The sequence below is a fragment of the Desulfosporosinus shakirovi genome (assembly GCF_020595055.1).
GTDB lineage: Bacteria > Bacillota > Desulfitobacteriia > Desulfitobacteriales > Desulfitobacteriaceae > Desulfosporosinus > Desulfosporosinus shakirovi.
In genome coordinates this window covers 1-15,102 of record NZ_JAJDOO010000016.1, presented here as the reverse complement: position 1 = coordinate 15,102, position 15,102 = coordinate 1, and the positions used below count along the sequence as shown (strand labels likewise).

At 42.9% G+C, this 15,102-nt stretch carries 17 protein-coding genes; all 17 read left to right on the top strand.

What is annotated here, in order from left to right:
* The first annotated feature begins 27 nt into the window (after positions 1 to 27).
* The 17 genes from ndk (at position 28) to lysS (ending at position 14,691) form a co-directional block, all read left to right on the top strand.
* Positions 28 to 477: a nucleoside-diphosphate kinase gene (gene ndk / locus LJE72_RS14530; protein ID WP_229248410.1), complete on the top strand. Its 450-nt coding sequence runs from the start codon at positions 28 to 30 to the stop codon at positions 475 to 477.
* A 126-nt stretch (positions 478 to 603) separates the two neighbouring features.
* Positions 604 to 1,314: a DUF881 domain-containing protein gene (locus LJE72_RS14525; protein ID WP_229248408.1), complete on the top strand. Its 711-nt coding sequence runs from the start codon at positions 604 to 606 to the stop codon at positions 1,312 to 1,314.
* The gene (locus tag LJE72_RS14520) at positions 1,314 to 2,024 is read left to right on the top strand and encodes a DUF881 domain-containing protein (RefSeq protein WP_229248406.1); all 711 of its coding nucleotides are present in this window, start codon (positions 1,314 to 1,316) and stop codon (positions 2,022 to 2,024) included. Before LJE72_RS14525 ends, LJE72_RS14520 begins: the two co-directional genes overlap by 1 nt.
* A 41-nt stretch (positions 2,025 to 2,065) precedes the next feature.
* Positions 2,066 to 2,560, top strand: coding sequence for an HD domain-containing protein (locus tag LJE72_RS14515; protein WP_229248404.1), 495 nt, complete (start codon positions 2,066 to 2,068; stop codon positions 2,558 to 2,560).
* A gap of 12 nt (positions 2,561 to 2,572) precedes the next feature.
* The gene (folP, locus tag LJE72_RS14510; protein WP_229248402.1) at positions 2,573 to 3,787 is read left to right on the top strand and encodes a dihydropteroate synthase; all 1,215 of its coding nucleotides are present in this window, start codon (positions 2,573 to 2,575) and stop codon (positions 3,785 to 3,787) included.
* Positions 3,774 to 4,139, top strand: a complete 366-nt coding sequence (folB, locus tag LJE72_RS14505; RefSeq protein WP_229248401.1) for a dihydroneopterin aldolase — start codon at positions 3,774 to 3,776, stop codon at positions 4,137 to 4,139. The genes folP and folB overlap by 14 nt, the downstream gene beginning before the upstream one ends.
* Positions 4,140 to 4,144: 5 nt before the next feature.
* A complete protein-coding gene (gene folK, locus LJE72_RS14500; RefSeq protein WP_229248400.1) occupies positions 4,145 to 4,624 on the top strand; it encodes a 2-amino-4-hydroxy-6-hydroxymethyldihydropteridine diphosphokinase in 480 nt (159 codons plus the stop codon).
* Between the two features lie 286 nt (positions 4,625 to 4,910).
* Positions 4,911 to 5,795, top strand: a complete 885-nt coding sequence (locus LJE72_RS14495) for a Rossmann-like and DUF2520 domain-containing protein (RefSeq protein ID WP_229248399.1) — start codon at positions 4,911 to 4,913, stop codon at positions 5,793 to 5,795.
* 17 nt (positions 5,796 to 5,812) lie between these two features.
* Positions 5,813 to 6,670 carry a pantoate--beta-alanine ligase gene (panC, locus tag LJE72_RS14490; RefSeq protein WP_229248398.1) on the top strand — a complete coding sequence of 286 codons (858 nt, stop codon included), beginning with the start codon at positions 5,813 to 5,815 and terminating at the stop codon, positions 6,668 to 6,670.
* Entirely contained in the window at positions 6,663 to 7,046 is a 384-nt protein-coding gene (gene panD, locus LJE72_RS14485) for an aspartate 1-decarboxylase (protein ID WP_073026858.1), read from the top strand. Before panC ends, panD begins: the two co-directional genes overlap by 8 nt.
* A gap of 66 nt (positions 7,047 to 7,112) precedes the next feature.
* The gene (nadA, locus tag LJE72_RS14480; RefSeq protein ID WP_229248397.1) at positions 7,113 to 8,039 is read left to right on the top strand and encodes a quinolinate synthase NadA; all 927 of its coding nucleotides are present in this window, start codon (positions 7,113 to 7,115) and stop codon (positions 8,037 to 8,039) included.
* A gap of 18 nt (positions 8,040 to 8,057) precedes the next feature.
* The gene (nadB, locus tag LJE72_RS14475) at positions 8,058 to 9,701 is read left to right on the top strand and encodes an L-aspartate oxidase (protein ID WP_229248396.1); all 1,644 of its coding nucleotides are present in this window, start codon (positions 8,058 to 8,060) and stop codon (positions 9,699 to 9,701) included.
* The gene (gene nadC / locus LJE72_RS14470) at positions 9,667 to 10,539 is read left to right on the top strand and encodes a carboxylating nicotinate-nucleotide diphosphorylase (RefSeq protein ID WP_229248394.1); all 873 of its coding nucleotides are present in this window, start codon (positions 9,667 to 9,669) and stop codon (positions 10,537 to 10,539) included. The genes nadB and nadC overlap by 35 nt, the downstream gene beginning before the upstream one ends.
* 22 nt (positions 10,540 to 10,561) lie before the next feature.
* Positions 10,562 to 11,329, top strand: a complete 768-nt coding sequence (locus tag LJE72_RS14465) for a type III pantothenate kinase (protein ID WP_229248392.1) — start codon at positions 10,562 to 10,564, stop codon at positions 11,327 to 11,329.
* Between the two features lie 20 nt (positions 11,330 to 11,349).
* A complete protein-coding gene (gene dusB / locus LJE72_RS14460; protein ID WP_229248390.1) occupies positions 11,350 to 12,306 on the top strand; it encodes a tRNA dihydrouridine synthase DusB in 957 nt (318 codons plus the stop codon).
* 235 nt (positions 12,307 to 12,541) lie between these two features.
* Entirely contained in the window at positions 12,542 to 13,012 is a 471-nt protein-coding gene (gene greA, locus LJE72_RS14455) for a transcription elongation factor GreA (protein WP_229248388.1), read from the top strand.
* 191 nt (positions 13,013 to 13,203) lie between these two features.
* Positions 13,204 to 14,691 carry a lysine--tRNA ligase gene (lysS, locus tag LJE72_RS14450; RefSeq protein WP_229248387.1) on the top strand — a complete coding sequence of 496 codons (1,488 nt, stop codon included), beginning with the start codon at positions 13,204 to 13,206 and terminating at the stop codon, positions 14,689 to 14,691.
* Positions 14,692 to 15,102: the final 411 nt, after the last annotated feature.

Below are 15,102 nucleotides of genomic sequence, written 5' to 3'. Positions count from 1 at the left end.
TTCGATTTGTAGAGGAGAGAAGGACGAATGGAACGTACATTTATTATGCTCAAGCCGGATGCAGTTCAGAGGGGATTAGTCGGAGAGGTAATTAATCGTTTTGAGAAAAAGGGCTTCAAACTTGCGGGTATGAAGTTAATTCAAGTAGATCGTGCCTTGGCGGAAGAACATTATGCTGAACACAGGGGCAAAGGGTTCTTTGAGCCGACGGTTGGTTACATTATGTCCTCTCCGGTTGTAGCAATGGTCTGGGAAGGTAAAAACGTAGTTGCTTTGGCTCGTGAGTTAATGGGCGCAACAAATCCTGCAAATTCAAACCCGGGATCTATTCGAGGGATGTATGGGATGGATATTAGCAGAAATGTTATCCACGGCTCAGACTCCGTTGTCAGTGCTGACCGCGAAATTGCCCTTTACTTTAAACCCGAAGAACTTGTTGACTATCGAAAAGCTGGCGATGAATGGCTGAGTGAATAAATAAGAAATTTAATAAGGGACGCCCGCAGGGGTGTCCTTTTTTCAAATACCAGTCAGATAGTATAACTTATAGTCTATCTATGGCCTGTCAAGTTTTCTAAAGTTGGTATTATGGAGGTGTATCAAATGCATCTGGATAGAAAAGAACGGTCTCTGCTGGGGTTTTCTGCAATTTTGCTAGGATTTCTCTTTGTCCTGCTGATTAAAGCGCAGGGTGTTGCGGGCAGTCAGGCGACACAACAGGAAACTGCTATCCCTAGTTTGATTAAAACGGAACAGGAGAATCAACAGCTTTCCGTTGAAAATGATAAAATAGAGCAAGAATTAATTAAATATGCCCAGGGTCAAAGCGCGTCCTCATTGCTAAATGAGCAAGTAAAAGAAGCCATGATGAATGCGGGCTTAATTGAGCTCACGGGTCCAGGTGTGCAAATCACTTTGGATGACTCCACTCGCGTAGCCACTGGAGAAGAAAACTTAAATAATTTTGTAATTCATGAACAATACATTCAAGAAATTTTGAATGCTCTATGGAATGGTGGAGCGGAAGCTATTGCGGTCAATGGTCAGCGCGTGATGACATATACAGAAGTGTTTTGTGGTGGATCGTTTATCCAGATCAATGGCACTCGTCAAATGCCCCCTTATGTGATTGGGGCTATCGGTGATTCATATAATTTATCTGCTGCCCTTAATTTTTATGGATGGGATAGACTCGGGGAGTATCAAGAACAGTATGGAATAACTCGCAAACTTGAGGTTTTAGACGAAGTAAAGACTCCGGCTGGCAGATTGAGAGATTATCATTATGCGGAACCCATTAAGGAGGGAACGTAATGCAACGTTGGAAAAGAACCTTAGCTTTACCGGTCACTATGGTAGCGATTGCCCTAGGTTTTTTAATTGCCCTTCAGGCTCAAACTCAAAAGAATGTATCGGCTGCCGAACAAATTAGTGAGCAACGGATGTCTCAAATGAAAGCAGTGCTGGTAAATTCTCAGGAGCAAAATGCTCTGCTTCAGGAAAGGCATAAGGACCTGTCTGAAAAGCTGGACTTAGCACGTAACCAAGTCGGGACGGATCCTCAACTGCTTGTACATCTTAAACAATTGAAAATGCTTGATGGTACACAAGAAGTAGAAGGACCAGGAATTTTGGTAAGCATCGACGACCGTAATAAAAAGGTAACGTTTCCGCTTTATACGGACGAAATTTTAAGAATGATCAATACCTTAAAACTGGCTGGTGCTGAAGCAATCAGCATCAATGGCCAACGGATTGTTGGTTCTACAGATATTGTGTTGAGCGGAAGTTCGACCATCCTAGTAAACAAAGTGCCTATAAATCGTACAGAGGGAAACCCTTATGAATTTAGTGCCATCGGGGATCAGGAAACGCTTCTCGACTATGTTTCCCAACTAGATGGAAAAACTCTTAAAGATAAAGGTATGACTGTAAGTATAGTAAGGAAAACTCTGCGTATCCCATCCTACAAAGGGTCATATTCGTTTAAGGAAGCGAAACCCTTAGCTGAGTCAGGGGCTTAAGTTTTGGGAGAAATGAGATGAAATCTTGGGAGTGTGGCTATATGTTACATTCAATGGCTCGCGTCAACCAGCTATTGGACCTTGAAGATTATATTTGCTATATAGAGAAAATTGATAAATTTGAAAAGGAACGACGATTTTGTAAACATGGCTTTGAACATGGGTTAAGTGTTGCACGCATCTCCTATGCTTATCTGCTGGAAAAAGGGGATGTAAGTCTGTCTAAAGAAGCAATTTATGCTGCTGCATTGTTGCATGATATCGGACGATGGGTAGAATATCAAACGGGTGAAGATCACGCTGAGGCAAGTGCCCGCTTGGCCCTCCCCTTGCTCAAATCGTGTAATTTTTGCTCGGAGGATATAGGGATAATCCTGGGAGGAATCCGTGAACATCGTCGGCATCATGATGACAATCTGACTTTACTTGGCGAGGTATTAGCTAATGCGGATGATTGGTCTAGAGATTGTCGATATTGTTCCGCTCAAACTTTATGTCACAAGTTCAAGCCCGCAATGAAACAAATTGTGTATTAAGGAGGGACCGCAATGCAAATATATGGAATGCGTTGGGTTGCGATTGATAACTTGTCAGAAGCTAAGATGGCGTTGACCCAGATTGGATCTGAACCGGCAGGAGTCGCAAACATGGCAGGTAAAGGAATTGGCCGTGCGATAAAATTAGAGCAAGTTCCGTTACGTGCAGCCCATATTCTTAAGCAAGAGATGCTCTCTGTTGGTGGAGATGCTGCAGTTCATCGGGATGTAATCACAAATAGCATAGATGCAACAGACGTTATGTTACTCGGTACAGTTCGGCAACTAGACCACCTTGCGAAAAAGGTGTTAGCCCAACCATTTGGACTTAAGAAGATCGGACAGGCCCTCAAGCAGTTACTTATTAACTTGGAGCCATCGATGACCCGCAGTCTAAATTGTCGAGGAAAAGAACTCATATTGGGCGAGCGCACCCTTGTCATGGGGATTCTAAATGTAACCCCAGATTCATTCTCTGATGGGGGCAGATACGCTAGTATTGAAGACGCTATTTCCCAAGCGCAACGTTTGATAGATGAAGGCGCAGATATTTTAGATATTGGCGGAGAGTCTACTCGGCCGAATTATGCGGGTGTAAGTGCTGAAGAAGAATGGAAGCGCTTAGAGCCCATACTGAAGGCGCTTATAGAGCGAGTAGCCGTCCCTGTCTCAATAGATACCTATAAGGCGAGCGTCGCGGCCAAAGCGCTTGAAGCAGGTGCTCATATGATTAATGATGTATGGGGATTGCAAAGAGATCCGGATATGGCTAGAGTGGTTGGGGATTACCGAGTGCCCGTCGTTGTAATGCATAATCAGGATGGAACTGTCTACCATCATCTTATGGGGGACATTTTTGCTTTTTTGCAAAAGAGCATCGAATTGGCTGAAACTCAGGGATTGTCAGGAGACCAGATTATTCTGGATCCAGGAATCGGGTTTGGGAAAACAACAGAGCAGAATCTTGAGGTAATGGCCCGTTTGGCAGAATTCAAGACGCTGGGACACCCTGTATTATTAGGGGCTTCTCGCAAATCAATGATTGGAAATACTTTAAACCTAGCGGTGAATGAGCGCTTAGAGGGGACATTGGCAACCAGCGTTCTGGGGGTTGTTTCTGGGGCAGATATTATCCGTGTTCACGATGTTAAGGCAAATAGCAGGGCGATACATATGGCAGATGCCATTGTAAGGGGGCAGAGAGGAGTCCATTATGTCGGAGCTTGATGTGATTCACCTTCGTGGACTGGAATTCTATTCGTACCATGGGGTATTACCCGAAGAAAATATTTTAGGACAGAGATTTTTAATAGATATGGATCTTTTCCACAACTTGAGACAGGCAGGTTTTTCTGATCGAGTTGAGGATACGATTCATTATGGAGAGGTATACCAAGTTATAAAAGCGTGCGTGACTGAGGGCAGGTATTTATTAATAGAACGCCTGGCTGAAGAAATTGCCCAAAGGGTACTGGGGCAGTTTGCCTGTGAATCAGTGCGAGTAGAGGTACACAAGCCACAGGCACCAATCCCAGGAATTATTAGAGATGTTTCGGCGGAGATTTGGCGAGGCAGGTGAAAGCGATGAAAGTGTATCTAGGGTTGGGAAGTAATATGGGGGACCGAGCTTTTTACCTTAGAGAGGCGATTTCGGCTTTGAAAGGCCGATCAATTAGAATAATGGCGATGTCCTGCATATATGAAACAGAACCCTGGGGGGGGATAGATCAACCTTTATTTTGGAATCTGGTTATAGAGATTGAGACAACCCTGGAGCCTTTGGACCTGCTTCATGTTTGCCAAGAAATTGAACTGAGCCTGGGGAGAGAGCGCAAGGTACATTGGGGTTCAAGAACCATTGACATAGACCTTTTAATTTACGATAATAGAGTAAGTGAGACAGAAGAATTAAGGTTACCTCATCCATACTTGGAAGAACGTGCTTTTGTGATTGCTCCATTAAGGGAAATTGCACCAAAACTCATCCTGCCCTCGGGCAGATCCATAAATCAAGCAGTGGGAGATGGTAAGGTTTATCCCCTTACCTGTTTAACGGAAATCTAATATCAGACAATATCATTCTTGAATTGTACTGATTTAGATTAATTATTTTTTGTAAAATATATCTGAATAGACGGATAAATGTTTATTTTCATAAAATTTAAATAATAAACCGCTTAGATCTTGATGACTGAGACGGAGGAGAGAGAAAATATCCTTCACGCTCGTGAAGGTTTTTTTTATACCGATCTGACTTCATGCCGAAATGCGGCACACTGAGAATGGATAATCAATTTTCTTACTGTGAACACCATGGCATGATCAAACTGCGTTTGAAAGGAGGCACGAAATGAAATTTGGAATAATTGGAGCCGGAATAGTAGGTACCGCATTAGCAGTGCAATTAACAGAGGCAGGTCATGAATGTTTAGGGGTTCATACCCGAAGTCGACTCTCATATGAACGGTTTCGCAGTTATCTCAATATTGATCATCTTCTTTTAGAGGAGCTTGTGCCTGTAGTTGATTTTTTACTTATTACGACACAGGATGACATGATTCGATCGATTGCAGAGAATCTAGTTGAAAAAGATCTAATTATTCCCGAGCAAATATGGATTCACTGTTCAGGTTCGCTTCCTTCGACCATTCTGCGTGTTCAGGAAGACTTACCTGTGCGTTGCTTGTCGTTACACCCTCTACAGTCCTTTGCAAGTGTGGATAATGCACTGACAATTCTTTCTGGAACTCACTTTGGAGTAGAAGGAGAGGAAGAGGTACTGGGAGAGAAGATAGTGAAAGATCTCGGTGGAATTCCGCATAGAATTTTAGCTGATGAGAAGACACTTTATCATGCTGGCGCTGTTGTAGCCTCGAATTATTTGGCAGTACTTGCTTCATTAGCTGTAGAGCTTTTTGCAGCAGCAGGAATTCAAGGAGAGGAAGCTTTGGCTTCTTTATTACCGTTGATGAAAGGGACACTTTCTAATTTAGAGCAAGTAGGGTTGCCCCAAGCATTAACCGGACCAATTGCTCGTGGAGATGTACAAGTTATTAAAGGGCATTTAGATCAGTTGCCGTCTAAACTCACGGAGATTTATAAAAGCTTGGGAGTAAAGGCTTTAGAGTTAGGGGAAAACAAGAGGGCAATTCAAGGCTTAAGCTACCCTTCAGAGGAGCTAAAGACTTTGAAATTGTTGCTTGGTGGACAAAATTCAGACGTTGAATTTCGATAAGAAAGGTGGAGTGAGATGTGAAAAGAACTTCACATATCCATGAACTGCGTAAGATGATAGCTGAGGAAAAAGAACGGGGACGAAAAATTAATTTTGTGCCTACGATGGGTTTCTTACATCGTGGACATTTATCATTAATTGCGCAAGCCCAACAAAAGGATGCTTTCCTGATAGTGAGCATTTTTGTTAATCCATTGCAATTTGGCCCCAATGAAGATTTATCACGTTACCCCAGAGACTTAGAACGTGATGTCCGGCTCTTGGAAGAGGCCGGGGTTGATGCCCTTTTTCATCCGACGGTTGAAGAAATGTATCCCCATCCGATGGTTACATTTGTTGAGGTAGGCCAATTAGATGCGATGCTTTGTGGGGCAACTCGTCCTGGACATTTTCGTGGAGTCACTACTATTGTAAACAAGTTGTTCAATATTGTCCAACCTGACAAGGCATTTTTTGGGCAGAAAGATTATCAGCAGTATCTGATTATTGAACGTATGGTGAGAGATCTTAATCTGCCAATTCAAATTTGCCCTGTCTCTATTGTTCGGGAAGAAGATGGGTTAGCTATGAGTTCCCGCAATATTTTTTTAACCTCAGAACAACGGCAAAAAGCCCAAATCTTGTCCAAGAGTCTTGCTGCCGCAGAGTTAAGCATACAAACGGGGCAGCGATCAGCTCGGGAAATTGAAAGGCAACTGCGAGAAAGGATTACTTTTGAGAGTCAGGGTATTATTGACTATGCAGAGGTAAGAGATGCCAGTGACTTGTCTGAAGTAACAGAAATAAAGCGGCCGGTGCTATTAGCTTTAGCAGTTAAATTTGGGACAACCCGTTTAATTGATAATAAAGTAGTGGAGGTTAAGCAGAATGTATAGAACGATGATGAAATCAAAAATTCATAAGGCAGTCGTAACAGAAGCGAATCTTCAATATGTAGGCAGTATTACCATTGATGTCGCATTGATGGAGGCAGCGGATTTATTGATTAATGAAAAGGTTCAGGTCGTTAACAATAATAACGGAGCAAGGCTTGAAACCTACGTTATTCCCGGAGAGAGAAATTCTGGAGTGATATGCTTAAATGGCGCGGCAGCTCGTCAGGTGCAAGTTGGCGATCAAGTAATTATTATTTCTTATGCTGTGTTGACTGATGAAGAGGCTCATCAGTATACCCCTAAAGTCGTTTTTGTCGATGAAAAAAACCATGAAACTAAGATTGCTTCAGAAGAAGTTCATGGACGGGAATATTGACAAATTTAGTCGAAAGACCTAATCTTTAAAAAAGATTTTGTTACTCAAGGGAGGGCATAATAATTTATGAATTATACCATTAGCCAAGACTTATTTGAGACTTTAGCTGCGGAGATTGAAGTGCTTAAGAAAGAACGCAAAGCAGTTATTTTAGCCCACTATTATCAAAGACCCGAGGTTCAGGATGTCGCAGATTTCGTTGGAGATTCTTTGCAACTGAGTCAACAAGCTGCAAATACAGACGCGGAGGTCATTGTCTTTTGCGGTGTCCACTTTATGGCAGAAAGTGCAGCTATTCTGTCCCCGAACAAAGTTGTAATATTGCCCGATCAAAAGGCGGGTTGCCCAATGGCAGACATGGTTGATGCTGAAGGCTTGCGAGCTTATAAAAAGAGGGTTCCCGAAGTTCAGGTGGTATGTTATGTTAATTCCTCTGCAGAAGTCAAAGCGGAGAGCGATATCTGCTGTACTTCCTCTAATGCGGTGAAAGTAGTGCAGTCCTTGCAAGGAGATAACATCCTATTTATTCCGGACGAAAATCTTGGCCGTTACGCTGCCAAAATCCTTGGGCGTTCCCTTCAGTTCTGGCCTGGTTACTGCAAAACTCATGACCGATTGTCGAAGGAAGACATTCAACAAGCGAAGAATGAGCATCCCTCAGCCAAAGTCATAGTTCACCCAGAATGCCGAGAAGACATTTGCGAAGCAGCGGATTATGTTGGCTCTACAGCAGGATTGATAAAGTACGCTCAAAACTCTGAAAACCAAGAATTTATTGTGGGGACGGAGTCAGGAATCTTACATCGACTCCACCAAGTTTGTCCTGAGAAAAAATTCTATCTCGCTTCAGAACGTTTAGTTTGTCCAAATATGAAATTGACAAGCATAGAAAAGGTAAGAGATGCACTTAAAAATCTCTCTCCACGTGTTACAGTGAAAGAGGAAATACGAGTTAAAGCCAAAGCGGCACTAGAGCGAATGCTGGCTTTATAAGCAGCAGAAGAGCAGGGGATGGGCGTGTTGAGACGATATTTATACCCTTGGTCTAAAACAGGGGTAAAGGTCTTTGATTCGGACGTACTTGTATTGGGAAGCGGAATCGCTGGTTTATACACGGCAATCAAAGCAAGTGAACAATTTAAGGTCACTGTTCTTACTAAGAAAACAATTGAAGAAAGCAATACAGAGCATGCCCAAGGTGGGATCGCGGTAGCCATTGATGAAGCTGACTCTCCAACGTTGCACTTAAATGACACTCTTAAAGCTGGAGCAGGGCTCTGTGACCCTTTGACAGTAAGGATTCTGGTGGAAGAAGGGCTTATCTGTGTTGAGGAATTAATGGGTATGGGTGCTCAGTTCGACTACCATGATGGGGAGCTTGCTCTTACCCGTGAAGGCGCACATAGTCAGAGGAGAATACTGCACGCGCTGGGAGACGCTACGGGGTGGGAAATAGAACGGGCTTTAGTTGCCAAGGTAAAGTCAAGCCCTAATGTCAGCACCTATGAAGAACGTTTTGTGATTGATCTTTTAGAAAATGATAGAGGGCATATTGTTGGGGCCTTAGTTCTTAATGGAGAAACAGGGGAGCTGGAAAGTCACTTAGCAAATGCAGTAGTTCTGGCAACCGGAGGGTTGGGGCAGGTCTATAGCTTTACAACAAATCCCAGTGTTGCTACAGGTGATGGAATGGCCGTAGCCTTGCGTGCAGGCGCAGATTTGATGGACATGGAATTTGTTCAATTTCATCCTACGGCTTTGTTGATCCCTAATGCGCCCCGCTTCCTCATCTCGGAGGCAGTGCGTGGTGAAGGTGCACATTTAATTAATACGCCTGGGATACGCTTTATGGAAAACATTATTGGGAAAGAACTTGCAGCACGGGATGTTGTCGCTCGAGCAATTTGGGAAGAAATGAATCGTGGTTCAGTTTATTTGGATTTTCGACCTATCGGAGAAAAGAGGATCCTTGAGAGATTCCCTACCATATACCAAACGTGTTTGAAGTATGGGATGGATGTATTAACTATGCCTTTACCAGTTGCACCGGCAGCTCATTATATGATGGGCGGAATCGCAACAAACTCCTATGGGGAATCAAGCCTGCCTCATCTTTATGCGGCTGGAGAATGCGCGTGTAATGGGGTCCACGGCGCTAATCGGTTAGCAAGTAACTCATTGTTGGATGGACTGGTTTTTGGAGCGCGTATCGTAGAAAAGATAGGGGATAAGGGTCCTTGTAAACGTCCTTCATGGGAGGACGTACTTAGTCCTGAGGGAAGTTTTAATGGAACAGGAATATATCGATCACAGAAAGCCATAAATGGTCAAAGCTTGAGGACACATATTCAAGACTTAATGTGGGACAAAGTGGGTATTTTGAGAAATGAAACGGGGCTTAGAGAGGCCGTTGGGTTATTGCTGGGTTGGGAGCGAGAAGTCTTGTCAACAGGTTCTGTGCATGAACTTGAAACAGTAAACATGTTGACGGTCGGAGTAGCTATTGCCAAAGCCGCTTTAGATCGTAAAGAAAGTCGAGGCGGGCATTTCCGTTCAGATTATCCCGTGCGGCTTGATGAATCCTGGCAAAAGCACTCTCTGCAACATAAGGAGGATAATGATGTACGCTACGTTCCAGTTTCAAGAGCTGATTGATCAGGCATTGATGGAAGATATCGGGACGGGGGATCTGAGCACAAGGATTTTTCCGGAGGATTTAACCAGTTTGGCAAAACTGTATGCTAAAGAGAATGGGATAGTCGCTGGTCTGGCACTTGTTGAGCAGGTCTTTCAGCGTGTAGACCAACGGATACAGGTCCATAAATTAGTGAGAGATGGAGATGAAGTCAAGGTTGGCGAGGTTGTAATCGAGCTAGACGGCCCTTTAAGCACTATTTTGCAGGGAGAGCGAACAGCTTTAAATTTTTTACAACACCTCTCAGGAATCGCTACGGCAACAAAGCGTGCCGTTGATCAGGTCACTGGACTTTCGACCTGTATTGTGGATACACGAAAAACTCTCCCAGGATGGCGAGCTTTGCAGAAATATGCGGTAAGAGTCGGAGGCGGGCATAACCACCGATTTGGACTCTATGATGCAGTGATGTTAAAAGATAATCATCTTGCTGCAGTGGGTGGATTAACAGAAGCTGTTCAAAGGGTAAGGGCCGAGATCGGGCACATGGTTAAGATAGAAGTTGAGTGTGAAACGATCGAACAGGTGGAAGACGCCGTAGCTTGTGGTGTTGATGTGATTATGCTGGATAATATGGGAATCGAGGAAATGCGGGAAGCAGTTCTTTATATTGACCACCGGGCAATCGTTGAAGCTTCAGGGGGGATTCAGGAAGATCAACTTCGTCAAGTGGCTGAGACTGGGGTTGATTTGATTTCAATTGGTGCTTTGACCCATTCGGTTAAGGCCTTGGACTTTAGTCTTGACCTGGGCGAGATTAAAGCCACGACGAGAGCAAACTGGGAAAGAGGACTTTAAATGGGCCAAAAGGAGCATTATTATGATTCTATTATTTGATGTGGGTAATACAAATATTGTGTTGGGGGTCTACGATGAGAGAACATTAACTCATCATTGGAGGGTGTCAACAGATAAATCACGTACTATGGACGAGTATGCGGTGGTTATTAAAAATTTATTCGATTTAAGCGGCTTGACCTTTCAAGAAATTAGTGCGGTTGTAATTTCCTCGGTAGTCCCACCGGTGATGCCTACGTTAGAATCTCTCGCTCGAAAGTATTTTGGAGTGGAACCTCTTGTTGTGGGGCCTGGTGTTAAAACAGGGATGCCAATTATTTATGATAATCCCAGAGAGGTTGGGGCTGATCGCATTGTGAATGCAGTAGCTGCATATACTAAATATGGAGGACCACTTGTCATTGTCGATTTTGGAACTGCAACGACATTTTGCGTAGTATCAAAACACGGAGAATACTTAGGTGGGGCGATTGCTCCAGGAATAGGGATCTCGACAGAAGCCCTCTTTCAAAGGGCCTCAAAATTACCTCGCATAGAAATGGTTAAGCCCACTTCAGTTATCGCAAAAAATACGGTAGCTGGAATGCAATCCGGGATATATTATGGATTCACTGGCCAGGTGGATGGAATAGTTAAACGTATGAAAGGGGAATTAGGACCAGAGACCAAAGTAATTGCCACAGGTGGATTAGCCAAAATGATCTCTCAAGAATCGGAAATGATTGAAACTGTCGATCCCTTCTTAACCCTTGAGGGACTTTTATTAATCTACGAACGTAACAGGAAATAGTTATTAAGAGGAATAAGAATATGAAGTTAGGACATTATGAACTTGGAGTCCCGGTATTTCTGGCACCTTTAGCTGGTGTGACAGATAAAGCATTTCGAGAAACAGTCTGTGCAGTGGGCGGAGAGTATGTTTGGACGGAAATGATAAGTGATAAAGCATTAACTTATCAAAACTCGAGAACCTTGAAGATGCTGGATTTGAGCGGAGAAGGGGAACCGAGAATCGTACAGTTGTTTGGTACGGATCCTGAGACAATGGCCCGAGCAGCTCTGTTGGCCGTGAAATCCAGCGCCAATGTTATTGATATTAACATGGGATGCCCAGCACAGAAAATTGTTAAGAATGGTGAAGGGTCGGCACTGCTAAAGGATCTCCCCCGTGCGCAAGCTATTGCCTCAGCTGTCGTACAAGCTGTTAATGTACCAGTAACGGTAAAAATCCGCCTTGGTTGGAACGATCAAGAAATTGTGGCCCTTGAACTGGCTAAAAGTCTAGAAGCGGTAGGTGTCCAGATGCTAACAGTTCACGCAAGAACCCGCGAGCAATTTTATTCGGGTCATGCTGACTGGGGATGGATTCGGAGGGTAAAGCAAGCAGTAAGTATTTCGGTTATCGGTAATGGGGATGTTTCTAAGCCTGAAGACGCCGGTAGATTAATCGAGCAAACGGAATGTGACGGGGTAATGATCGGACGTGGTGCCTTGGGCAATCCATGGCTTATTCCGCGTACCCAATCTTTTTTAAAAGATGGTATTTTATTGCCTGAACCGTCAATTGAAGAGCGGATACAGGTGGCATTACAGCATTTCGAGCGTGTGTTGCGTTATAAGGGTGAAAGAATTGGTCTTAATGAAATGAGAAAACATGCGGTGTGGTATATTAAAGGCATAAGGAAGGCAGCCCAAGTCCGGGATGAAATTATGCAAACGAGATCACCGGAAGAAATGAGAGCTGTCTTAACCCGAATAACAGGATGAAGTGTTATTTTTTGCTGAAAAAAAGAATAATATGATGACATATCTCGTTATAGATAACAGCCCCATCCTTGACAATATTTTGCAAGGTCCTTATAATAACGAGTAATGTAAATGAGGAATCTTTCAAGGAGTTCCTAGACTTAAAAGGAATTAGGCATATAACTTTTTAAAAGTGGGCGTTACGACAAGTTATAGAAGCACAATGCGTAGGATGAGAAAAGGGAGCGAGGAAAATATGGCTGAAAAAGAAGTTATTCTAACATTAGAAGGCCTCAAAAAACTTGAGGAAGAGTTGGAGCTATCTAAAACTGTGAAGCGGCGGGAAGTCGCCGGGCGCATTAAGCAGGCCATTGACTTTGGAGATATTAGTGAGAACTCAGAGTATGATGATGCTAAGAATGATCAGGCCTTTATCGAAGGTCGGATTATTACTCTCGAGAAAATGCTTAGGAATGCGCGAATTATTGATGAACTCGAAGGAACAGATGTCGTGGCAGTAGGCACAAAGGTGCTCCTGAAAGACTTGGACTTTGCTGAGGAAGAAGAGTACTTTATTGTTGGATCAGCTGAGGCCGATCCAGGTACCAACAAAATCTCCAATGAATCCCCTGTCGGAAAAGCGGTTTTAGGACAAACTAAAGGGTCTATAGTTGAAGTAAATGTACCAGCAGGTATTTTACACTATCAAATTCTAGATATTAAGTAAGATCAAGTAAGAGTGTACACTAAAATTTTACAAAACATTAGAACTAAGTATTTGTAAGTGCAGTGTTTCTGTGACTGGTTTGGCCACGTACAGATGCTGCACTTTATTTGTTAAAATTGATTTTCCTTGTTTAATTGAAGTCTAAGTTTGTTAAAATTGATAATTAGATAATAATTTATGGAGGAATAAAGATGGAGAATACCAACGACCTCTGGCGAATTCGCTTAGAAAAACTTGAGATGCTTCGCCAAGCAGATATTGAACCCTATGCTGATCGCTATATTCGAACCCATAAAACTGCTGACATTTTAGAGCGTTTTGAAGAATTAGAAGGCCAAGAAGTAAGTATTGCTGGTCGAATTATGAGCAAGCGTGATCAGGGGAAAGTTATCTTTGCACATGTTCAAGACCTTAATGGCCGTATTCAGAGTTATATCCGAATGGACGAATTGGGTCAGACTATGTTTGATTTAATTACCAAATTCGACGTTGGAGATATTGTTGGGGTAAAAGGGAAGGTTTTCCGGACTAAGCGAGGGGAAATATCTATTCATGCACGTGAGGTTTTACTGCTATCCAAGGCAATGCGCCCGCTCCCAGAGAAGTTCCACGGTCTAACCAATGTAGAAACACGTTATCGCAAGCGTTATTTAGACTTAGTTATGAATCCTGATGTTCGCCGAGTATTTATAACACGAAGTAAAATCATTCGGTTTATGAGAGAGTTTCTAGAGAAACGGGAATTCCTTGAAGTTGAGACGCCCACGTTACATACAATTCCTGGTGGAGCGGCAGCACGTCCATTTAGCACGCATCACAATGCGCTTGACATAGATCTTTATTTGAGGATTGCTCTTGAACTCCCAATGAAACGTTTAATTGTTGGCGGGTTTGAAAAAGTATTCGAGATTGGCCGTACTTTCAGGAATGAAGGAATTTCAATCAAGCACAATCCAGAGTTTACTATGATGGAGCTCTATCAAGCGTTCGCTAACTACGAAGATATAATGGAATTGACGGAAGAGATGATTGCCCATATTGTGCAAAAGATACATGGTACGTTGGAAATTACTTATCAAGGACAACCCCTCCAATTCAAGACTCCATGGCGGCGACTTTCAATGCTTGATGGTATTTTGGAGTACTCTGGAGTAAATTTCAGGGAAATCATAACGGATGAACAAGCTCGTCTTGCAGCTCAAGAAAAAGGTTTGCATGTCGAGTCGGATTCATCTCGCGGGAAAATTATTAATGAGTTTTTCGAAGAGTTCGTGGAACCAAAATTGATACAACCAACATTTATAATCGGACATCCCGTAGAAATATCCCCGCTCGCTAAACGTAATGCTGAGCACCCCGAATATACGGATCGGTTTGAAGCCTTCATATATGGACGTGAACTTGCCAATGCTTTTTCCGAATTAAATGATCCTATTGATCAGCGACAACGTTTTGAAGCGCAGGCTGCTGAGCGGGCTAAAGGGGATGATGAGGCTCATATCATGGATGAAGACTTTGTCCAAGCTCTAGAGTACGGGCTCCCGCCTACTGGTGGACTGGGAATTGGAATAGATCGTTTGGTAATGTTATTAACGGATTCTGCTTCAATTCGTGACGTCATCCTATTCCCAACGATGCGGCCAAGAGATGAAAATATTCAAGACGAAGATGTTGAATAACCTATTAGTGTTTAAAGCTACCCGATTTAAGAATTGGGTAGCTTTTGTCAATAGGGACTATGTTGAAACCTGCTAAGAAATATTTTAAACAAAAGTATTATTATCCAGATAAACGGAGCATAAGTAAGAATATGGACAGTTTTGGGATATAATAATAATATTATGGATTCAAATCATATTTGAGGCGGGTTATATAGTTATGGTATAGTATTATTTGTTCGCTCGACAAAATACCTGCCAAGAGCGGAGTAAACAAGTACGCCTTTAAGAATCGGAGTTTGGAATAAATTGGTATTGACAATGTAAGCTAGAAATGCTAGAATTTAATCCGGTCCTAAAGGGACGTGAAATACACCATGGTCTTTGAAAACTAAACAACAAGGACAGCCAATGAGAGAAACTCGAAAGAGT